This window comes from Saccharibacter sp. EH611 (assembly GCF_009834765.1).
GTDB lineage: Bacteria > Pseudomonadota > Alphaproteobacteria > Acetobacterales > Acetobacteraceae > Saccharibacter.
In genome coordinates this window covers 1-23,087 of record NZ_WVHP01000003.1, presented here as the reverse complement: position 1 = coordinate 23,087, position 23,087 = coordinate 1, and the positions used below count along the sequence as shown (strand labels likewise).

General features: G+C 49.3%; 13 protein-coding genes. 8 read left to right on the top strand and 5 right to left on the bottom strand.

All coding sequences use genetic code 11. The annotated features are described in order from the left end of the window. Positions 1–14: 14 nt before the first annotated feature. Positions 15–581, bottom strand: a complete 567-nt coding sequence (locus tag GS535_RS03150) for a hypothetical protein (RefSeq protein ID WP_160793058.1) — start codon at positions 579–581, stop codon at positions 15–17. A 506-nt stretch (positions 582–1,087) separates the two neighbouring features. Here GS535_RS03150 and GS535_RS03145 point away from each other — a divergent pair. Together GS535_RS03145 and GS535_RS03140 are read left to right on the top strand one after the other, a co-directional pair. Continuing rightward, positions 1,088–1,705 carry a TIGR00645 family protein gene (locus GS535_RS03145; protein ID WP_202401691.1) on the top strand — a complete coding sequence of 206 codons (618 nt, stop codon included), beginning with the start codon at positions 1,088–1,090 and terminating at the stop codon, positions 1,703–1,705. Beyond that, a complete protein-coding gene (locus tag GS535_RS03140; RefSeq protein WP_160793059.1) occupies positions 1,705–3,309 on the top strand; it encodes an NAD(P)/FAD-dependent oxidoreductase in 1,605 nt (534 codons plus the stop codon). The genes GS535_RS03145 and GS535_RS03140 overlap by 1 nt, the downstream gene beginning before the upstream one ends. Here GS535_RS03140 and GS535_RS03135 read toward each other — a convergent pair. Both GS535_RS03135 and GS535_RS03130 read right to left on the bottom strand, forming a co-directional pair. Continuing rightward, the gene (locus tag GS535_RS03135) at positions 3,306–4,151 is read right to left on the bottom strand and encodes a fumarylacetoacetate hydrolase family protein (protein WP_160793060.1); all 846 of its coding nucleotides are present in this window, start codon (positions 4,149–4,151) and stop codon (positions 3,306–3,308) included. The two genes, GS535_RS03140 and GS535_RS03135, sit on opposite strands and share 4 nt — an antisense overlap. A gap of 17 nt (positions 4,152–4,168) precedes the next feature. After that, positions 4,169–5,386 (bottom strand): MFS transporter, encoded by a 1,218-nt coding sequence (locus tag GS535_RS03130; RefSeq protein ID WP_160793061.1) that lies wholly within the window; start codon positions 5,384–5,386, stop codon positions 4,169–4,171. Between the two features lie 264 nt (positions 5,387–5,650). Here GS535_RS03130 and hemA point away from each other — a divergent pair, with 264 nt between their 5' ends. Further along, on the top strand, positions 5,651–6,856 hold the full coding sequence (hemA, locus tag GS535_RS03125) for a 5-aminolevulinate synthase (RefSeq protein WP_160793062.1): 1,206 nt from the start codon (positions 5,651–5,653) through the stop codon (positions 6,854–6,856). A 22-nt stretch (positions 6,857–6,878) separates the two neighbouring features. Here hemA and GS535_RS03120 read toward each other — a convergent pair whose 3' ends face one another. Next, positions 6,879–8,579 carry a ShlB/FhaC/HecB family hemolysin secretion/activation protein gene (locus tag GS535_RS03120; RefSeq protein ID WP_160793063.1) on the bottom strand — a complete coding sequence of 567 codons (1,701 nt, stop codon included), beginning with the start codon at positions 8,577–8,579 and terminating at the stop codon, positions 6,879–6,881. A 20-nt stretch (positions 8,580–8,599) separates the two neighbouring features. Further along, positions 8,600–9,325 (bottom strand): hypothetical protein, encoded by a 726-nt coding sequence (locus GS535_RS03115; protein WP_160793064.1) that lies wholly within the window; start codon positions 9,323–9,325, stop codon positions 8,600–8,602. Positions 9,326–9,606: 281 nt separating this feature from the next. On the opposite strand from GS535_RS03115, the gene GS535_RS03110 reads away from it, so the two are divergent. The 5 genes from GS535_RS03110 to GS535_RS03090 all read left to right on the top strand — a co-directional run. Next, positions 9,607–9,879 (top strand): hypothetical protein, encoded by a 273-nt coding sequence (locus GS535_RS03110; protein WP_160793065.1) that lies wholly within the window; start codon positions 9,607–9,609, stop codon positions 9,877–9,879. A gap of 33 nt (positions 9,880–9,912) precedes the next feature. Next, the gene (locus tag GS535_RS03105) at positions 9,913–10,494 is read left to right on the top strand and encodes a CvpA family protein (protein ID WP_160848175.1); all 582 of its coding nucleotides are present in this window, start codon (positions 9,913–9,915) and stop codon (positions 10,492–10,494) included. Between the two features lie 97 nt (positions 10,495–10,591). Next, complete coding sequence (gene purF / locus GS535_RS03100) at positions 10,592–12,034, top strand: amidophosphoribosyltransferase (protein ID WP_370518176.1); 1,443 nt, start codon at positions 10,592–10,594, stop codon at positions 12,032–12,034. 142 nt (positions 12,035–12,176) lie between these two features. Next, positions 12,177–12,308: a hypothetical protein gene (locus tag GS535_RS11195; protein WP_255428574.1), complete on the top strand. Its 132-nt coding sequence runs from the start codon at positions 12,177–12,179 to the stop codon at positions 12,306–12,308. Between the two features lie 107 nt (positions 12,309–12,415). Next, positions 12,416–23,087, top strand: a 10,672-nt coding sequence (locus tag GS535_RS03090; RefSeq protein WP_237442184.1) for an autotransporter-associated beta strand repeat-containing protein, incomplete at its 3' end; no start/stop codon positions are given.

Here is a 23,087-nt window from a genome sequence, read left to right as displayed (position 1 = left end):
CTTTTCAGATATGATCATTTCTCCAGCGTATGGGCGGTCAAAAAGAGGAGAGACCCGTACTGAGTTGGTCGAAGCCAACCGCTATTGGGGTCATACTGTTCACCTCTCCCTTTGGGGGCTATATGAGGTTGGGTGACCCCACTGTTATGGTAGGGGGTATAGGGTACAGACATACCGCTATCATAGCGTGCACCATAACGTGTTACAGCGAGAAGACGATTCTGATCGGCTGCAAAAAGATCATCCCCTTGAATCCAGACCATCTGGCATAAGGTGCCTGCTAGACCTATTCCCATGAGAGTATGCCCTTGGTTTCGTCCAGCTTCCTGACCTTGGGCGAGGTGCTCTTTAGGGTAAAGCTTCCAACTCCTAATATTCGCCCAATAATGATCAATGCTGGCGTGATTATGAGTGTGGGGGAACTCTTTATTCATGGGTACAAACATATGAAGGAGCATGTTCTTGAGTGTTTTCTGATTAGCATGAGAGCAAGCCGGGAAATCTCGTAATGTTTCAGCGGCTATGGCGAGCTGGTATCCGTAGAGCCCTGATGCCAGATATTTATCAGCGGGTGCCGTCACTATGGTGCAGATGGCATGCCCATGCGTTTAGGATGCGTGCTGCTCGGGTTGTGTCTCCTGTGAGGCGCCAATCAAGCGCGAACGCATAGGCTGCTGCGGCATCGTTTTCTTTAGGATTATGGGGAGCTGTGCCACGAATAAGAGTGTCAGTCGGGTGAGGGCTATAGGATGGTGCGTCATGTGAATTCTGACGTAGTATCAGAAATGTGCCATACCAAGGTTGTGCTTTCTGGGCGATGAGGTGGTGAATGTCTTGGAGGTCTTTAACTTGGAGGTCTTTAAAGGGTGTTTCAAGTTCCTAAATGTCTCAGGCGTGTAGGACAGGACAATAACAAGAAGACCAAGCAAAGCAGGGGGGCAAAGAAATATAAAGGATCACAGGGTGACGGATTGAGTATGGTTAAACATAGTCGCCCTTAAAACTCCGTTTTATGATGGAGCACGAGAGGGAGTGTTCGCGCTTTTCCCTTGATCGTTTTTACAGAGAGCCCCTAAAGAGACATCCTATGACAGAGCCTTCTCATTCTTCTCACTCATCCGTATCGCCACACGTGCCTCCTCAGGAAGGGGCGTCTCATGGGTCATCAATGGGCCGGTTAGAAAATCGGTTTGAGCGTCTTTTCTTTAGTACGCGTTGGCTGGTCGCACCGATTTATGCCGGATTGGTGGGTGGATTAGTGGTGGTGTTGGTTAAATTCATGCAGCTTATGGTGCATCTCGTTCTGCATTGTTTAAGCTTGGATTTTGACGACATGTCTGTTGCCGTATTGGACATGATTGATCTCGCCCTTTTGGCCAATCTTGTGCTGATTGTGATGTTTGCAGGCTATGAGAATTACGTCTCACGGCTCGATCTGCGTGATCATGTCGATTACCCGCGTTGGATGGGGCAGGTGACGTTTGGTGATATTAAGGTCAAGCTGATGGCCTCTATTGTGGCCATGTCTGCGATCCATCTTTTAGCTGATTTCCTCCGTCTCAATAGCATGACGAACAGGACACTCGCGTGGAGCGTGGGGATTCATATGGCCTTCGTTGTATCAGGTGTGCTGGTTGCTGTGATGGATAAGATTGCGGAACATAAACCCACACAGGGTGAGACATCGCACTCGGAGAAACATTGATGATTCGTGTCAGCAACCTTGCTGTACCGCTTGACCATACTGATGAAGCACTGGAGCAGGCTCTAGTCGCGCGTTTAGGCGTGAAGGCTGAGGATGTGCGTGCCTATCATGTTTTTCGTCGTGGACATGATGCCCGCAAGCGTGGGCGGATTCAGCTGGTCTATACGCTTGACTGTGATGTGAAGGGTGAAGAGAAGCTCCTTCAGAAACATCAAAAAGACCCTCATATTCGTCCTACGCCTGATATGCGCTGGGAGCCGCCTTCTGTCGCGGGGCAGCCTTCTTTGCGTCCTGTGGTGATTGGTGCTGGGCCGTGCGGACTTTTGGCCGCCCTTGTGCTTGCCCAGGCGGGGCTGAAGCCGATCATTATTGAGCGAGGGCGTGCGGTGCGTAATCGCACAGCGGATACCTTTGCACTCTGGCGAAAGTCGCTCTTTACCGCAGAGAGTAATGTGCAGTTTGGGGAAGGTGGCGCTGGCACGTTTTCAGACGGTAAGCTTTATTCGGGCGTATCTGATCCCCGCTTCCTTGGGCGAAAAGTGCTGGAAGAGTTCGTGAAGGCGGGCGCCCCTGAAGAAATTCTCTATCTCTCCAAGCCTCATATTGGCACGTTTCGTCTTGTGACGGTGGTTCAGTCCTTGCGTGCGCAGATTGAAGCGCTGGGCGGTGAGTATCGCTTTGAGACGCGTGTTGAAGGTTTTGAAACAGAAGGTGAGGGGGACGAACGGTGTCTTCGTGCGGTGTGCCTCTCAACAGGAGAAAAGCTGCCTGCTGATCGTGTGATCTTAGCGGTTGGGCATTCAGCGCGTGATACCTTTGCGATGCTTGATACGCTGGGCGTGGAGATGAAAGCCAAACCCTTCTCCATTGGCGTTCGGATTGAGCATCCGCAATCTGTGATTGATGTGGCGCGTTTTGGGCCGCAAGCGGGGCATCCTCTCTTAGGGGCGGCGGATTATAAGCTGGTTCATCATGCCTCAACAGGGCGTGGTGTGTATTCCTTCTGCATGTGCCCGGGTGGGCAAGTGGTTGCGGCAACGTCGGAGGCCGATCAGGTCGTGACTAACGGCATGAGCCAGTATTCCCGTGCGGAGCGGAACGCCAATAGCGGCATGGTGGTGGAGGTGCGCCCTGGGGTGGATTATCCCGACCATGCGTTAAGCGGTATTGCCTTCCAGCGACATTGGGAGAAGGCCGCTTTCCAAGCGGGTGGTGGGCGTTACTTTGCACCGGCCCAGCGTGTGGGGGACTTTTTAGCAGGGCGGGCGTCCACGCAGTTAGGGAGTGTGGTGCCGTCTTATCAGCCGGGTGTGACACCGACAGATCTTGCATGTTGTTTGCCTGATTTTGTCGTGGCAAGCTTGCGTGAGGCTCTTCCTCTCTTTGAGCGGAAGATTAAGGGTTATGCGATGGAGGATGCCGTGATGACCGGTGTCGAAACGCGCACATCATCTCCCTTGCGGATTTCGCGTGATAAAACGGGCCAAAGCCCTACCTTGCGTGGGCTTTTCCCCGCCGGAGAGGGTGCTGGCTATGCGGGCGGTATTCTCTCAGCGGGGATTGATGGAATCCGCGTTGCGGAGTGGCTTGCTCAGTCTTTTTAGCGCACCGTGCGGATGAGCGTTTGGCATTGAGTGCCGAGCCCCTCAATGCCAAGCCGCACCTCATCGCCTTCCTGCAGCCAAAGCGGTGGTTTATGGCCCATCCCAACCCCCGGCGGCGTGCCGGTCGCGATGATATCGCCGGGCAGAAGGGTCATATACTGGCTGAGATAGGCGATGATCTGACGAACGGTGAAGATCATGGTGGCCGTTGAGCCCGACTGCCGTCGTGTGCCGTTGACGGCTAACCAGAGTTGGAGGTTCTGCGGGTCTGGGACGTCATCAGCGGTGACGAGGAAAGGGCCAGTGGGGCCGAAGCTGTCACAGCCTTTGCCTTTATCCCATTGGGATGATTGCATTTGAAAACGTCGCTCGGAAATATCATTGAACACGCAATAACCCGCGACATGATCAAGGGCGCTCTCCTCACTGACAAAGCGTGCTGTGCTGCCGATGATCACGCCAAGCTCGACCTCCCAGTCCATTTGCGTAGCGTGGGGTGGGATGAGCGTTGGGTCGTTGGCTCCGCAGAGTGCGGAGGGTGCTTTCATAAACACGATGGGTTCTTCTGGGCAGGCCAGCCCGGCCTCTGCTGCGTGGTCGGCATAATTGAGCCCAATACACACGCATTTAGATACGGAACTGACAGGCACGCCAAAACGCGGTGTGCCGTGGACGAGAGGAAAAGAGGTTGGATCTTTTTCAGCGATGCGTGCGAGGGCATGCGGAGAGAGGTTCTCTGGTGATAGGTCGTTATAAAGACCCGAAAAATCGCGGAGTTGTCCTGCCGGGTCGATAAGGCCCGGCTTTTCAGAGTTACGCTCTCCATAGCGGCAGAGTTTCATAACGATGTCCTATCACATTAGAATGATGGCATTTTCTTTGGCCTATAAGCGGTGATTCCAGCACTAACAGCGCTTGAGCCGAGCACCAAGGCTAATGCCGAGAGAGGTAGGCTGCTGGCTGTGGGGCCAAGAGCTGGAATGATCCGCCCTGCAACACCTTGGCCAAGGGAACCGATGGCATAACTTATGCCCATGCCGAAACTGCGATGTTCTGATGAAAAGCGCATGGAGAGGTAATGCGGCACGAGAGCGAAGACGCCAGATGAAGCCGCTCCCATAATGAAGGCCGATGCGAGGAGCATGCTCCATTGTGGTGCACAGAGGAAAGGCCACGCCATGAGCATCGTGACGGCGATGGCGATCTGCATCACACGTGTTTCACCAAAGCGTTCTGCTAAAGAGCCACAGGTCAGTTTCCCTAAAAAGGAGCCAACGCAGTAAAGCGTAACGGGCCAAAAGATGAGCTGTGGGGAGAGGTGATGGCTCCCGCGTAAAATGGTGGGGTAGAAGGTGTAGATAGCGGCCTTCTGGAATTCTAAAAAGCACATCAGAGCGATGGCCTGAAGCGCACTGCCACTCCATGAAAAAGGTGGGGCTTGTGTTTGGGCCTTATTATGTGCGGCACGGTTGGCAAGCCAGACAGGACTTTCTTTGACGCCAATACGGATAAAAATCGCCAAAAAGGCTGGAATAACGCCGATAAAAAAGAGTACACGCCAGCCATGATGCGGCAAAATCAGCGCCTGCATTCCAGCTGCTGCAAGGTAGCCGATTTCATAGCCTGACATCATCAATGCAGACGCGCGGGAGCGTAGCGAAGCTGGCACAGTTTCCATGAGCAAGGCGGCTGAGGCTGTCCATTCGCCCCCAAAACCGGCGCCAAAGAAAAATTGCACAACCATCAGCAGGATGACGGAATGGGTCAGGCCCGTGAGGGTTGAAAAAACAGCAAACCACACAACACCCAGCATAAAAGCAGGGCGGCGACCAAAACGATCGGCAAACCATCCCCAGAGCGTGTTTCCTGTGGCACGCCCTAGAGCTTGGCTGAAGAGGACACCCCCCATGGTTGCCATTGTGCAGCCAAAGTCGCGTGCAATATCGGGCAAGGTGAACATCAGGGTTGTTTGATCAAAAGCATCCAAAAACCATCCCAGAAAGGAGGCAAGAGTAACCTGCCAAAAGGGAAGAAGGCTTGGGCGGGAGGCTGTTGAGGAAGAGGACGCGGCTGTCATGGCACCTCTGAAAAAGAGACGATCAGATGATGTAGAGGAGGGGGCACATAAAGAGAGAACGTCTTATGGCTCTTGAAAGAGTATGAGATTAGTCCTCTTTTTAGGGTTGTAAACATGATCTGTTAGATTGCAAAGCGAATTCTGTATAAACAGAGATTGCTGCTATAGGGTGTATTATAAGCAATACGCTCTTCTTATCCGCCCTCTCAATCTGATCCAGACGGATAAGGATAACATGAAGAGCGTTAAGGAGATGTGAGCTGTATGAATTACGATACCATGTTCCAGGCGGCTCTCGATGAGCTGCATCGGGATGGAAGTTATCGCTATTTTGCGGAGTTGGAGCGTTATTCAGGGCGTTTCCCACGGGCGTTTCATCATGGTATCGGGCGTGATGTCACGGTGTGGTGTTCCAACGATTATCTCGGCATGGGGCAACATCCAGACGTCTTGGCAGCTGTGCATAAGGCGTTGGATGAAAATGGTGCGGGTTCGGGGGGAACGCGCAATATTTCCGGGACGAACCATTACCATGTTGCGTTAGAAAAAGAGCTGGCGGCCTTACATGGCAAAGAAAGCGCGCTTCTTTTTAACTCGGGCTATTTATCGAACTGGGTGGCATTAGGCACTTTAGCTGCGCGGCTAAAGGGGTGTGTGGTGCTGTCGGATGCGCTCAATCATGCCTCTATGATTGAGGGGATTCGTCATTCACGAGCAGAAAAGAGGATTTTCCGTCATAATGATCTGGATGACCTAGAACGTCACCTCAAAGAGCTTCCAGCTGATACGCCTAAAATTATCGCCTTTGAGTCGGTGTATTCGATGGATGGGGATATTGCACCGATTGAAGAGATTTGCGATCTCGCGGATCGTTACGGGGCGATGACCTATCTTGATGAGGTCCATGCGGTTGGTATGTATGGCGCACAAGGTGGCGGGATTGCTCAAGAGCGTGGGCTTGAGCACCGTTTGACGGTTATCGAAGGCACACTTGGCAAGGCTTATGGCGTTGTGGGCGGGTACATTGCTGCTTCTGCGGCTCTATGTGATTTCGTGCGTTCCTTTGGTTCTGGCTTTATCTTCTCCACCTCTCTTCCTCCTATGGTGGCGGCGGGTGTGCTGGCCAGTGTGCGGCATTTGCGCCAGAGTAGTGCGGAGCGTGATGGGCAGAAAAAGGCTGTTGCTTTGCTGCGTGAGAAGTTGGATCGGGCACACATCCCTTACTTAAAGACGGATACACATATCGTGCCGGTGATGGTGCGTGATGCCACTTTATGTCGGACGCTTTCTGACGAGCTTCTCAAGCGTTTTGGTCATTATCTGCAACCGATTAACTATCCAACCGTTCCCCAAGGGAAAGAGCGCTTCCGCCTGACGCCGGGGCCTCTGCATACGGAAGAAGAGCTGGATTCCTTGGTAGAGGCGTTGTCCATCTTGTGGAAAGAGCATCAACTACCTCTAGCGGCGTAAACGCGTTTGGTCGTGGTTGGTGTTAGAAACCAGCCACGACTTGGAAGTCTGTAAATAAGCCGCGTCTATTGGCAAGGCTGTTTGTATGGATGCGGCGCAAACGATAGCCGGCGTCAAAGGTGACGTTTAGATAGCGGTTAAGCGCACTATTCAGGTCTACGCCAAGGCTTGAGAGCGTGGCCGCTCGTGCACCATTGCCGGTATGTTTGACTTGGCGATTATCAGCCCAGTCCCAGAAGAACCCCACTTTGTGGGTGTCTTCAATTTGAGGAACTGAGACAATTTTCCCTAGCGAGAAGCTCGGGAGGTAGATTTCTTCACTAAAGCTGTTTCCGTTGCTTCCAAAAGATGTATTAGCGAAATAGCCGCGTGCATTACCAAGACCCCCAATCATGAGTTGCTCACTATAGAGGAGGTTCTTAGAAGCCCGTTGAAAGGTGACGCGGGTTGTTGATGATAAGCCGTAAGGAAGAGACTGGTTGCGCGTGAGTGCAAGGCGGTCATACACGTAGTTGGGCGAAGCTGAGGGGAAAATGTCTTTATAATGCTGGCGAGAGTCGAGAGCAGTAAAACCGCCGGGCCCGTAGAAGAATTGGTTGTTAATTTGTGTCTGTCCCCACGGGTCTTGCAAAGAGCCATTATACCCAAAGACAAACTGATTGACATCGGCGCGGGCACTAGAGCGCGGCGGAATATCAAGGTCTTTATAATACTCAAACGAGCTTGAACGCTTCCAATCATATCCGATCTGGAAGGTTCCATCGATCCCGAGATATTTGGTTAAGGTGATGTGGTTGATCATGTGCAACCAGCGGATGGACAGTTGCTGCCCACCACCACGGTTGTTGATTTGTTGGTCATTTGATGTTGGTACGGAGATGGCATAGTTGCCAAAAACTTGGAGGGCATTGCGGGATGTCAGCGGAATGGTCCAGCTAGCCGAATGGTTGTTAAAGCGCCCCATCATCGTTCGGTTGAACTGATACGTCACGATATGGCCAAGGCCAAAAGCATTGCCCCATGAGGCCCCGACATACCAATTCAGCCGTCCTAAGGTTCGGTCAGCTTGGTTGTTGATGGCGGCGTAAGCATAGACAGGGAAACGGTCTGACACATGGAGGTCCACATCGGTCATACCAGGCTTATCGCTGGGGCGATAAACCATATCCACTGTATGGAAGGGGTTGAGGTTGAGCCAATCTAGGTCTGTCTGCAAGGCTGTGAGCGCCATCGTTTGGCCCGGAGTAAGGCCACTATCGCGACGAATCTGCCAAGCAGGCGTCCAGTTATTCCCGTGGACGGAGATATGGCCAAGTCGGTATTCTGTGACATCCAGATGCAGCACGCCGGCATGCACGCGTTGCGGTGGCACGTTGATGCTCATAAAGGCGCGGTCATGCTCACGAAAGAAAATCGCAATGGCCCCTGTGAGTTCATGCATTTTCTGGAAAGTGAGCGGTTTGCCGATAAAGGGTTGAATAATTTTGTAGAGCGATGGGGCTTGCGTGAGGTTCAGCCCCTCTGCTGACAACGGCTGTTGTCCTGTTTGCTGGCCCGTATCACCTGTCGGCTGTAGCACAACAGCACGTAGTGCTGGCAAAGCGACAGCGTCGGACTTATCGGCAGCATAAGCTGTGGAGACCCCTGCGATGGATAAAAGTCCAACACATCCGTAGCGTAGGACTGAGAGAGGCCGTGACGTTTTATAAGAACGTGGCGACATAAACGGATCGTGCTCAACTCTCATGGTGTTGGTTGTGCAGGAGAAGATGGCTGTGCAGAGACTGTTGTGCTGGTGAGCTGTACGTCGCCTCCTGGAAGAGGGCGTGCGGTATCGGCGTCACGCAAAGCTGCACGGTTCCCGGCAAGAGTAAAAATATTACCATCAGCAGAGGCTAAGGCAGAGGCAGCATCCATCGTGAGAGCTCTGTCGCTCGTACTGGCACTTTTACAAGGGGATGGCAGTACGTAGAGCCCTGTAGGTGCAAAAGAGGCGCTTAAAGTGGCACGGCGGATGGTATGTGGGTGATCAGAAAGGTCGAAAGCAGGAGCAGGTTGATCACTGACACCAATGACGACCGTCTCAAACCCTTTACCGCGGTGCCCTAATGCAAAACGATATTTTGCATGAGAGGCTGGGGCTCCTTTGTTGAGAGGAGCCTGACACCCTGGATTGACGATGAGGCCATTAGGGGCTGTGACCGTTCCATTAGAGGCAACATGGTAGATCTCACCTGTCGCTGTCGTTTGGCTTTTGATGCGAGAATGTCGGTTGCCGACAACACTATCAAGCATTGTATTGGCTGTTGTTGCGCTTCGTGCCCCGGGAGAATAGCTAGCAGCAGCTTCGCTTTGTCCGTAAGCAGGCCTTGTTGCGAGTCCCGTTAAGGAAAGGCAAGTGATGAGAAGGAAGCCCCCTAACATGACACAAGGGACAGAAGCGTTACTGATGACAGGGCGGTGCAGCATGGCAGGCTCTCATGGAAGTGCAATGAGGTACAAAGGAGCGCGACATTATAGAGGGTCTATGTAACCGATAAGATGTTAGAGAAATACTATTATTCTTTAATAAAAGGAAATAATTCTTTCACCAGAGACGGAGCATTCTGCTTTTGTTACGCGAGGCGTGGCGTTTGTATGGTGAAGTGGGGGAGTGACATGTTTTTAACGTTTAAACGCTGCTTATTGCCTTGTTTCATGGGGCAAGACGATCCATCATTGTAAGAATGATGGTAGCAACAGACAAAAATATGGCTAAAAAAGCGCCAAAAGATGGGCCTGAAGTGTTTGCAGAGCAAGCTATGGATTGTCTCCTAGCTCTGCTACGTGACGATTCTGCCTCTTTAGCGCGTGATAGTGCAGATTTTTTAGTACAAATTGAATATGTATGGGCGCAACGTGGTGTCTCTTCACGGGATGTATGGCATGAACTGATGGCGCGCATGGATCTGTCTGAAGAGTTGCTCCGTCGTGGGATCCGTGCACGAAAGGGGGGGCGGTATCGGTCAACGAAACTGCCTTAGGAGGATGTCTCACTATGAGAGGAAATCCCATTGATGACCGGGGGCGACAATGGGGCGGCAGCGATCGCGCCAATATCGCACTATCTTCAGTCTATTGGGGCTTTAGATGGTGTGTTATTGGCTGTTCTGGGGCTGTCGATGTTGGTTGGTCTGTGGCGCGGGTTTTCGCGTGAGACGGGAAATGTCCTCGTTTGGGCAGGGGCGATATGGCTGACTATCCGCTTTAATGCTGATGCGATTGCTATAATAGAGCGTAACGTGGCGCCCAGCTTGGGTGATAATCCGTTGCTCGTCTGGGGTGGACGTGGTGTCTTTTTCATCCTCACTCTAGCGTGTTTACAGCTTATTTCGCAGCAGGCTATTCGGTTTACGCGTCATGCCTTATCGAGAGGAATCGACGCGGTCTTTGGGGCAGTCTTTGGAATAATCCGCGGATATGTCCTGCTTATTGTTTTTTTTATGGCGATCGGATGGGCGGCGCCTAATTGGCTTGGAACCCTTGTGCAGGGGAGCCTTGGCGCCCCATATGTTATGCGTGGTGTTGGTGCTGTAGAAGCGTATATGCCGTCTTCTATGCGTCAAGACCTTGCTTTTGGAACAACAAGTAGCCATTGAAGGGGAGCTCTTGCCGATGTGGTAGGTTTCTCCTTCTGCTCGGTGTTGTTGGTGTCTCTTCTATAGGTGCGGGATTTTCCCGGCGGGTTTACCCTTAATGATGTCTTTGCCTGAGTCTTCCAATCGTCCTTACGAGGAATGCGGTGTTTTTGGTGTGTGGGGGGTGCCAGATGCGGCGGCTCTTACAGCCCTGGGTCTGCATGCCTTGCAGCATCGCGGCCAGGAATCTGCGGGAATTGTAAGTTTTGATGGAAACGCATTCCATCAGCATAAAGGACTTGGCCTTGTGGGTGAAGTTTTTGCCGACGGTGATGTCATGTCGGCTCTCCCAGGGCATGTCGCGATCGGTCATAATCGCTATGCAACAGCAGGGGGGACGCATGTGCGCAATGTGCAGCCTCTTTATGCCGATTATGCTTTTGGAGGATTGGCTGTTGCCCATAACGGTAACCTGACCAACGCTAAAACACTACGCCAGGCTCTTGTTCGGCGTGGCTGTATTTTCCATTCAGCTATGGATACTGAGGTTTTTGTCCATCTGATTGCGATCTCCCTCTATAATACGGTGATTGATCGACTGATGGATGCGGCTAAGCAAGTCAAAGGGGCTTATTCGCTCATTACCTTGACACCCGATGATGGGATGATTGGCTTGCGTGACCCGCTTGGTGTGCGTCCGCTCGTTTTGGGGCGTATGCCTGGGTATGAAGAAGATAATGGTGGCTGGGTGCTCGCAAGTGAGACCTGTGCACTTGATATCATTGATGCCGAGTATGTCCGTGATGTTGAGCCCGGAGAAATCGTTGTTATTAACGCGGATGGTGTTAAATCACTAAAGCCTTTTGGTGACAAAGGACGGCGTTTTTGCGTCTTTGAGTATATTTACTTTGCCCGCCCTGATTCCATTTTGGAAGGTAAGTCTGTTTACGACGCTAGAAATCAGATTGGCCGTGAGCTTGCCCGTGAGAGTGCGGTTGATGCTGATGTCATTGTTCCTGTTCCTGATTCCGGGGTACCTTCAGCGCTTGGTTATGCAGCGGAAAGTGGGATCCCTTTTGAACTAGGGATTATCCGCAATCATTATGTTGGCCGTACTTTTATTGAGCCTACAGATCAAATCCGTAATCTGGGTGTGCGGATGAAGCATTCAGCTAATCGCTCCGTGCTAGAAGGGCGGCGTGTGGTTTTGGTTGATGATTCGATTGTACGTGGCACAACATCTCGTAAAATTGTGGATATGGTGCGAGCGGCAGGTGCAAAAGAAGTGCATATGCGCATTACGTCTCCGCCAACAAAGCATTCTTGCTTTTATGGAATTGATACGCCTGAGGAAAGTAAACTTCTTGCTGCACAGCATAGTCTTGAAGAAATGCGTAACGCGATTGGTGTCGATACGTTAGCTTTTGTTAGCTTTGATGGTCTTTATCACGCTCTAGGTTACAGTGGTCGAAAAGATGGTGCACGAAATTACTGTGATGCTTGCTTTTCAGGAGAATATCCAATTACGTTAGTTGATAAAATGGGTAAACTTGTGCAATAGCGTATATATTACTTTTTTTGACATTAAAATTGCAATCCTTTTCTACAAAGTAGAGTATGCTTAAATGAAATTTACTTTTCATTTAGATAAGGGTTGCAATCCATAAATTTTTTTTTATTTTACTCTATGCAAAGTGGCCAAAGTGGCCAAAGTGGCCAAAGTGGCCAAAGTGGCCAAAGTGGCCAAAGTGGCCAAAGTGGCCAAAGTGGCCAAAGTGGCCAAAGTGGCCAAAGTGGCCAAAGTGGCCAAAGTGGCCAAACTACCTCAAAAGTAGTTATGGTTGTATCACCTCTTGTGCATTCCAATATGTATTGGGGTGTTATTGTATAAAATTGTCTTCAAGACGAAGATATGTCTGCCCTTACTGGAGAGGATTTCGTCATGAAAGTCGCCCCTTTGTTCCGTTCTCTGTTGTTGAGCAGCGTATCAATGGTCTTTGTGGATATTGGTTATGCAGATGACACGGGCGGTCAATATGTTGTGGGGGCTGATAATACGGATTCTACCGTACAAGATGCAGTTAATGGACCTGTTTCTCTCGTAAAGGATGGAAGTGGTACTGTTACTGTTACAGGAACCAATACCTATTCGGGGTCAACAAGTGTAAATAATGGGACGTTGATTTTTAATGTTGGTCAGCAGTACGTTCTTACGAGTTCTGTAACAGTCTCCAGCTATACAGATAGCTACCCCAAGATGGTCGTCGATAATAGTTTGTTTGCTTCAGATGGCAACGTAGCAATTGGGATTGCACAGGGATCCTCTGGTGAGTTGTCCATACAAGGAGCCAATAGTAATTTTCAAAATCAGGCCTTGTTTGTGGTGGGTAATGGCGATTCAAGTTATGGAACGGGGTCGAGTACGAAAACGAGTATTTTAAGAATTGCTGATGGTGCCCAAGCGTCAGCATATGGTGTTGTGGTTGGTAATTATGGCAATACATCAGGAGAAGTAGATGTTGTTGGGCAGGGCTCTACTTTAACGGCTAGGAGCTATAACCTGTATATTAATGGAGATGGGCAGGGCACCGTTAACGTTAGCGATGGTGGACAAATCTCTAATAATGGCCAAGTTATTTTTGGGTCGGGCGTGAGGACAGGCTTTGCGACGTTGAATGTTGGGCCTAACGGCACTCTCGTGGCAGGGGATGTTTCACCCTCTAAGCCTGGTATTATTACCAATCTGTCGCCTTCACAGTATAAAATGTTGGTGAATAACGGGACTATACAGAACTACCAAGGATTTTCTCTCCATTCAGCTGTGAATATGACATTGAATGGGACGTTGTATGCCAACACTCTTGATCAGCAGTCAGAATTTTCTGGGGTTCTTTCAGGGAAGGGCGGTGTTGATAAGCAGGGCACTGGGTCGTTAACTCTGAGCGGGAATAATAGCTTTCAGGGAGGGACGACCGTTGAAGGTGGGAATCTTCTTATAACAGGGAAGAACCAATATACAGGAGATACTGTTGTACAGCATGGATCTATTCAAATAGGTAATGGTGGAAATACAGGATCTATTGATAATTCTCCTAATATTATTCTAAAAAATAGTGATGCATCGGTTGTATTTAATCGGTCAGATTCTTTAACGGCTACTCAAAAGATTACGGGTGCAGGTGGGTTAACCCAGCAGGGGCCTGGGTCGCTTCGCCTGACGGGCAATAATGATTATAAAGGTGAGACTTGGGTGAAAGGTGGCACACTGATTGTTAATGGTGATCAGAGTGCTGCAACAGGTGATACTCAGGTTACGAATAGTGGGATACTAGCGGGTACTGGAACGCTTGGTGGTGATGGCATCATACAAGCAGGAGGAAGGGTAGCTCCTGGGGATGGAGAGTATATTGGTGCTCTAAACATTAAGAAAAATCTTTCATTTGATCCTAATTCCCATCAAACGTGGCTTGTAGGTCGTGACAGCGAAAATAGTGCGGCTTCAAGTAGTTTTATTAATGTCGGTGGAAACTTATCTCTTGCGGGTTCCGTGGATGTAATCGCTACGCCACAAGGGCGCAATATGAAGCCTGATGGAAGTTTGCAAGATGGTATTTATAGAACCTATAGCTATGATGGGACATTATCAATTGATCCGAGTTTTCATTTAGCTACAGAAAAAGGTGTTAATATTAATACAATTGATGTCCAAACTGCAGTTAGCAATCAAGTTAACTTAGTTTCAAATCCACAACATCTAACATTTTGGAGTGCTACGCATATTGGTGATGATGGAGCGGGGGTTGATCACCATATTTACGGAGGAGAGGGTTTTTGGGCTGGTGCGAATGCTCCAAAAAATAGAGGTGGATATCTGCCTTCAGGTGCTTTTGATAAGGCTGGTGATAATTGGACAGATCTGAATGCTCAAACACATGGCCCTTGGGGATCAGGACAGTTTGCTGTTTTTGAAAGGAAAGCAGGGACTGTAACCGTACAAAGTACTCAAAGTGATCCTGTTCTAGTGGATGGAATGCAATTTGCGAATACTGATGGTGGTGTATACACGCTGAATGGCGACCCTATTTATGCATCGTCAAAGATGTTGACCATTCGTGTCGGTGATGGATCGTCTGTTAGTGGTTCGATTAAAGCACTTATTAATTCGACCCTTGATGACAGTATGGTATCAGGAGGGGCAGGCTTAACGAAGCTTGACCCAGGAACATTGATTCTCGGGGCGAATAACAATTATCAAGGCCAAACATTCATTAGTGGTGGGACGCTTCAGCTCGGTAATGGGGGAGAGACCGGGTCTGTCGGGGCCGGTGAAATTGTTAATAAAGGTACGTTAGCGGTCAACCGCAGTAATGGAATCACGTTAGGACAAACTATTTCTGGATCGGGTGATGTGTGGCAGAATGGTTCTGGCACAACAACCTTGATGGGGAATAATTCCTATACGGGTGCTACGCATGTCACGAATGGGACATTGGCGCTAGCCGGTTCGAGCTCTATTAGCCAATCAGCTGGCGTACGGGTTGATGGTGATTCTGCAAAATTTGATCTTTCTTCTTTGAATAATCATGGAACGTCTATTCAAACGTTGAGTGGGCAGGGGCAGGTTATTCTTGGTGGGAATGATTTAACGATTACAAATGGTAATAGTACAGTGAATACTGTCTTTAGAGATGACGGTGAAACCATTAATGTGACCTCCAACACCTATAGTGGGGAGGGAAATGATAATACGGTCTATATTGACAGTAATGGTAAAGTTATTCCTAAAAGTCAGTATAATGCAGATAATGGTGATAGAGTTGTTGATCTGAACAAAGATGGTTCTGTTGTTGTAGGTAATCGATTTAACGGCTCTATTTCTGGTTCTGGTGGTGTTAATATCACTGGTGGTCAGGAGATTTTCTCTGGACAAAATACTTTTTCAGGAAGGATGTCTGTTTCCTCCGGAGCAGGTCTTATTTTAACAGGTTCTCTCCAAGGCGGAGCGGTTGATCCTAACCAAGGGGGACTGTACAACCAAGGCACTGTTACGGTTGATGGTGGGACGATTTCCGGTAAGAGCATTAATGATAATGCAAATGCAACTTTGACAGGTGTTAATCACAGTACGTTTGGTGATATTGAAAATAATTCTGGGAAGCTTGTTTTAAGACAGAGTTTAGCTAATAGTATTAAGAATAATGGTTATGCTTTAATTGATGGTTCCACGATTAATGGGGTTCTTGCTGTCGGAAGCAATGGTAGTTTTGAGGTATCCTCGAATAATGCGACTATTGGCTCGCTAACAGGGGCTGGAGCAGGGAAAATCGATGGTAATTTGACTGTCGAAAATGCTCAAGGCACGTATTCCGGTTCGATGGATGGTGCGGGAAGCTTTACGGTTAACAACGGTAAACAAATCCTGACAGGAGATAGCAACTATACGGGACTGACCACTATCGGAAAGAACGCCATTGTACAATATGGGGATGGTGGCACAACTGGTCGTATTAAGGGAATATTCCCTAACACAAATCCTCAGATCCGTGATGATGGGCAACTGATCATTGATCATAGTAACCTCGTACAGGGCACGTCGGGTATTTTTGGTTCTGGGTCGTTACATCAGGTTGGTACCGGTACGACTGTTCTTTCGGGAAATAACTCCTACACGGGTGGAACGACTGTTACTAACGGGACGTTGCAGGTCGATGGTGATCAGAGCCCTGCTAGCGGCGATACGATTGTGCAGTCTGGTGCTAACCTTGCTGGTAGCGGTATTTTGGGGGGTAATGTTTATCTCCAAAAAGGTGCAACCTTGTCTCCGGGGGATGCGCCGGAGACAATTGGTGCGTTTACTATTCAAGGTAATTTGACTGAAGAAAATGGTTCACAGCAAAAATGGGATATTGGCCAAATTGGGACTGCCGGTGGCGCCTATAACGACTATGTGAATGCCAAAGGTGATTTAACACTCGGCGGACAATTGGTTGTGAACGCCAACCTGAATGGCCCCAGTGTGCATAATGGTGTATTGGAGCCAGGGGTTTATCGGCTTTACAGTTATGGCGGAAAACTATCCGATAATGGTTTGACGATCAATAAGGGAAATTTGAGCATTCCCGACGGATATACTGGGGACTATCTTACCTTACAGAAATTGTCCGTTCCCAATCAGGTCAATATTGTTGCTGATGCTAAAAACCTGAACTTCTGGGATGGTGGTAATCCGGCTCATCATGGTGATAATCCTTCTGTTGGTAATGGTGTTGTTGATGGCGGTGATGGGGAGTGGATTGCTCATACTGGTAATAATTGGACATCAGTATCTGGTTTCTCAAATACAGGGTGGCTTCTTGGTGGGCGTGCTATTTTCACCAACACACCTGGTACTGTAACCGTTAAAGATCATAACAGCCTAGGACAATCCGATCCTGTCACGACAATCGGGATGCAGTTTATTGGTGGTGATGCTCAAAACCATTACAAGATCACGGGTGATGATCTTTTTGTGACGAACAAGAATACAACGATCCGTGTTGGTGATGGTACGTTAGCCAGTAAAAATATGGTTGCTGAGATTGGTTCTGTTCTCAATGATAGTCAGGTTGCTGGTGGGGGAGCATTAACGAAAAGCGACTTGGGGACACTCATCTTAACAGCAGATAATGCTTATAAAGGTGGTACCACGATTGACGCGGGAACACTTCAATTGGGGAATGGTGGCTCCTCCGGTTGGGCTGGCTCGGGAGACATCACCAATAATGGTGTCCTTGAGGTTAATCGCTCTAATGATGTGAATTTCACACAGAAAATTTCTGGCTCCGGTTCTTTCGTGCAGATGGGAGGCAATGATAGCCATACGACCTTGAGCGCTCAGGAGGGTTATACAGGAAGCACGACCATCCTGAATGGTACGCTCGCACTGGCGGGCGAAGGGTCTATAGCCCAATCTTCAGGGGTTATGAGCAGTGCTCCGGGACATTTTGATATTGCGGGTATTTCAGCGTCTGGGACGCCTGTAACCACTTTGGGTGGGCAAGGCTACGTTAATTTAGGTGATAAAAACCTGACACTGACGAATGCTAACCGCACGATCCGGGTGCAGTTGCTTGAAAGTCAGGATGTGAAACGCTCGGTTGATATTTCTGATGATCGCTATACAGGATCAAATGGTAATCACCTCATTTACACCGATGCTGACGGTAAGGTGATTGCGTCTAATGCGTATGATCCCAACAAGGGCGACCTTGTCTTTGATTTTTCAAAAGATGGCCAGCTTATTACTGACAACCAATATGGTGGTGTCATTTCGGGCAGTGGTGGTCTGACCATTGCTAATGGAACGGAAATACTCAGTGGTGCCAATACCTACAAAGGGATGACACGGGTTACCCAAAATGCGACGTTGCTTTTGCCAGGCTCCTTAAAAGGGGACGTGACGAACGCGGGTGTTGTTGATGTTAATGGTGGTTTGATTGCTGGGACAACCACAAATAACGGGTCTAATGCTGTTCTCACGGCTGAAAACAATGCTTCTTTAGGTAATATTATTAATAATGATGGTCGTGCTACGCTTGTTAACGCGTCTGCTCAAGATGTAACGAATTCGTCTGAAGGTACTTTTAGTGCAACAGGTGGACAGTTAGAAAGCCTTACGAATGCTGGCACGACATCGTTAATAAATGGTAATAATGTTAAGCAAAATGTTACCAATACAGGGAAATTAACCTTAGATGGAGACACTATTGGTGGTACATTATACTCTAATGGCGGATCCTTTACGGTTACCAACAATACAGCGTCTGTTGGGTCATTAGCAGGGAGTGCTCCTGGTACGCTGAATGGGCACCTTACATTGACGAATGCTCACGATACGTACAGTGGTGTTCTGTCAGGGAATAATCAACAAGTTGATATTCAAAAAGGGACTCAGGTTTTCTCTGGTCAGAATAGTTATACAGGCGACACTTTTATTGGTAACGATGCGACGCTTCAACTTGGTGATGGGGGAGAAACAGGGTCTGTTGCGAGTGGGACTATCCGTGATGAGGGCAACTTAGTCATTAACCGCAGCAATGATTATTTGCTATCTCAGGCATTATTGGGCGGCGGTAATGTCAAACAGATTGGTGCAGGGCGGACGATCATTACATCGCCAAATGCGTATACGGGTTTCACGTCTATTGAACACGGAAGATTAGCCTTACAAGAAGGTGGTTCAGTATTACGCTCCTCGGGTGTTCATGTGAACAATGATGGCGTATTTGATATTTCTGAGATTAAAGCACAGTCTGCTTCGTCTGGAGGTGTGCATAGTGGCCTCACTATCCCTGGAGGGACACCAGATGTACAAACCGGGAATGACGGGAAGACAGCAATTGTCCAAGCTCTTGATGGTAATGGTAATGTTTTCTTAGGAGACAAAAACCTTCAGATTTCCAATGCAAATACGGCATTCGGTAATAAATATTCAGGTATTGTTTCAGGAAAGGGCGAGGTCACCCTAACAGGTGGGCAGGAGATCTTTGAGGGAACGAACACGTCTTCAGGAATCACTTCCGTTGCGATTCCTGCGACATTGATCCTTAAGGGATCTTTGCAGCACGACGCTAAAAATGCGGGTAAACTAGATGTTGATGGTGGTTCTATTGCGGGGCAGACGGTCAATAATGGTTCTAGTGCGCTTTTAACGGCTGAGAATAATGCGTCCTTTAGCGATATTGTGAATACGCAAGGGCGTGTTGCGTTGACGAACGCCACTGCCGGAAATGTGACGAATGCGGCAGGTCAAACCTTTGGTGCGTCAGGGGGTAAGCTGGCGAGTGTTACGAACAGCGGGACAGCCACTCTGGGCAAGCAGAATGTTGTAACCGGCGATGTAACCAATACAGCGAATTTGACCTTAGATGGAAATACAGTAAACGGGACGCTGCATTCTAATAGTGGGTTGTTTGACGTTACGAATAACAATGCCCAGATTGGCTCGCTTGTTGGCACGGCGAACGGTACCCTTACAGGTGAGCTTAAGATTGCCAACGCGCATGATACTTATGACGGTGTCATGTCAGGTGGTGGAAGCGTTAATGTTTCCGGTGGGACACAGATCTTCTCAGCAGATCAGCGTTATGCGGGCGATACAACGATAGGGAAAAATGCGACGTTACAGTTGGGTCTTGGGGGAACGACAGGAGGAGTGGCTCGCACGGCCATTAATGATGATGGTACGTTAAAGATTAACCGTAGCAATAGATATGACATTTCTCAGGTTGTTTCTGGCGTAGGTGATCTTGTGCAAGCTGGAACAGGACGAACTGTTGTGAATACGTCGCAGGCTTATCGCGGAGCGACAACAGTAGAGAATGGGGTTCTGGCTCTAAATGATAACGGCTCCATTGAGAGCTCTTCAGGCGTTCATGTCCTCAACAACAGTGTGTTTGATATTTCTGGCGGACAAACCGCACAGCCTTTCTCTCTGTTTCGTCTGTCACTTTTTGCTGTAGATGATGCGGCACAAACCAGTAATACTGGGCAGACGAAGACCATCCAAGCATTGGATGGGAGTGGTAATATTTCGTTAGGAAATAATACGCTAAAGATTTCCAATGCTAATGAGAAGTTTGGTAATCTTTATACAGGCGTTATTTCTGGTAATGGTGGTGTTAATATCACCGGTGGAAAGGAAATTTTCACGGGGCAGCAGACGTACGCAGGCACAACAGCTGTATCACCCAATGCAGAGCTGACCCTCCTTAAGGGCTCTCTTCAGGGGGACGTTTATAATAAAGGAACGGTGACTGTTGATGGCGGACAGGTTGCCGGTCAGAGCACGAATGATGACGCGAATGCTGTTTTAACGGGCCTTAATAAGGCTCAGTTTGGAGATATCAACAATCAAGCTGGGCGCGTTCTGTTGCACCAGAGTAATGCGAACACACTGACCAACCAAGGATATGTTCTTCTTGATGGGGCAACCATTACGGGCGCTGTGGATACAGGGAAGGGCACTTTTGATGTCTCTGCGCAGAATGCCACGGTTGGTTCACTAACAGGCGCGGGCAAAGGAACGCTATCGGGACTCCTGACGATTCAGCAGGGTCAGGGAACCTATGGCGGGGCTCTACAAGGGATTGGTGGCTTGACGGTTAATACCGGCAAGCAAATCATGACCGGTGATAGCACGTATAGCGGGACAACCACGATAGGCTCTCATGCTGTTGTGCAGTATGGCGATGGCGGCACGAGTGGACGCGCTACGGGATCACCTATCGTCAATGATGGTCAGTTGATGATTAATCATAGTAACCGTGTTGATATGGCATCGGCCATTTCTGGTTCTGGGCGTTTTGACCAAGTCGGTTCGGGTGTGACGGCTCTTTCTGGGAATAATTCCTACACAGGGGAAACGACGGTTGAGCATGGCACGTTACAAGTTGATGGTGACCAAAGCAAAGCCACAGGCGCGACGACCGTACAATCTGGCGCCACCCTTGCCGGTCGCGGTACTTTAGGGGGTAATGCAACAGTTCAGTCAGGCGCTACCTTTGCGCCCGGTGATGTGTCTGGAGCCGTTGGTGGCCTGACGGTCAAAGGGAATTTGGTGACAGAAGCGGGCTCACAGCAGCAATGGACTATTGGGCAAGCTGGTATCGCTGGTGGGTCATATAATGATTATGTCAATGTTCAGGGAGACCTGACCCTTGGCGGTACTCTGAAGGTGAATGTAAATTCAGGACCAAGCGTTCATGATAACGCGTTGGATGCCGGTGTGTACCGCTTGTATGATTATGGCGGTAACTTGTATGGCCCTGACGGAAAAGCCTTCGCGAAGAATGACTTAGCCCTTGGTAAAGGGAATCTTGCCATTCCTGAGAACTATCAAGGTGATTATCTGACGTTGCAAACAGAGATGGCTCATCAGATTAATCTTGTTGTGGATGCCAAGAACTTGAACTTTTGGGATGGTGGCAATCCAGCGAATCACGGCACGGACGTTGCTCTTGGTAATGGTCACGTGGATGGCGGTGATGGCGAGTGGGTTGCTCGCACTGGGAATAACTGGACGACATTTAATGGAGCAGGGAATGTTGGCTGGTTGGCTGCTTCTCGTGCCATTTTTAGTGCTCAGACAGGGACGGTGACGGTTAAAGATAGCGCGGCTGATGGCAGCTTTAATCCTGTGAAAATAACAGGAATGCAGTTTATCAGTGGGGATGCACAAAACCATTATAAGATCACGGGAGATGACCTGTACGCGGCTAGTAATAATACGGTCATTAATGTTGGAAACGGGCGAACATCTGAAGACAGTGCAAAGATTGTCGCTGAATTAAATAGTGCGATTAACGATAGTCAGGTTCAGGGTGGAACAGCTCTGACAAAAACAGGCCTCGGGACATTGATTGTCACAGCAGATAATCATTATCAGGGTTCAACCACGATTGATGCCGGCACGCTTCAATTAGGTAATGGTGGGACGACGGGGACGACTGGCTCTGCTGATATTCTTGATAACGGGGCGCTTGCCGTTAATCGTTCCAATGACCTGACATTAGCTCAGAAGATTTCTGGGACAGGGAGTTTGGCTCAACGGGGAAGCGGGAGCACGACCTTAACAAATGAAAACAGCTATAGTGGTGCGACTGACCTAATTAATGGCACGCTTAATTTGCGTGGCAAGGGATCTATTGCTCAGTCTGCTGGTGTCCAGAGTGCTGGAAATGCTCGCTTTGATATTTCAGGGATTGATGCAGCGGGAACGTCTGTCCAAACCCTGGGGGGACAGGGGCAGGTTCATTTAGGGGATAAGACCTTAACGCTCTCGGATGCAAAGCGCACGGTTGGTCAGGATGGCCAGATACTAACGGATAATCACTATAGTGGTGTGATTGACGGCCAAGGTGGTTTGACCCTCGCCAAGGGTATGGAAATACTCTCTGGTGATAATCGGTACACGGGTGAAACCGGAATTGATAAAGGGACGATTTTGCAAGTCGGCGCAGGAGGCACGACCGGCTCTGCTGGAAGTGGGGCGATCCGTGATGATGGAAGATTCATTGTTAATCGTAGCAACGATTACGCGTTACCGCAGAATCTTTATGGTTCAGGTGACTTCGTTCAGGCCGGAACGGGGCGCACCTTCATACAAGCGCCGAGCAATTATACAGGCGCGACCACTGTAGAGCATGGTACCCTAGTGCTTTCTCAAAATGGTGGTGTTCAGCATTCCTCTGGTGTGCATGTGGCCAGCGATGGGAGCTTTGACATTTCAGGGCTTGGCACAGGTACGACAGCGGTTCAGGCTCTTGATGGGACTGGAAGCGTTGCTCTGGGGTCGAAAACTCTGCAATTGTCCAATGCGAATGCGCCATTTGGGAATGTGTATTCCGGTGTGATGTCTGGTGCCGGTGGGTCACTGAGTATCACCGGCGGTCAGGAAGTTCTGACGGGTGCGAATACTTATACGGGAACCACGTCTATTGCATCAGGTGCAGGGCTTCAGTTGACAGGCTCTTTACAGAGTGCGGTGTCCAATGCTGGCACATTTGATGTCAATGGGGGGCGTGTTGCTGGCCAGACTGTGAATGATGGCAGTCATGCTCTTATGACGGCAGAAA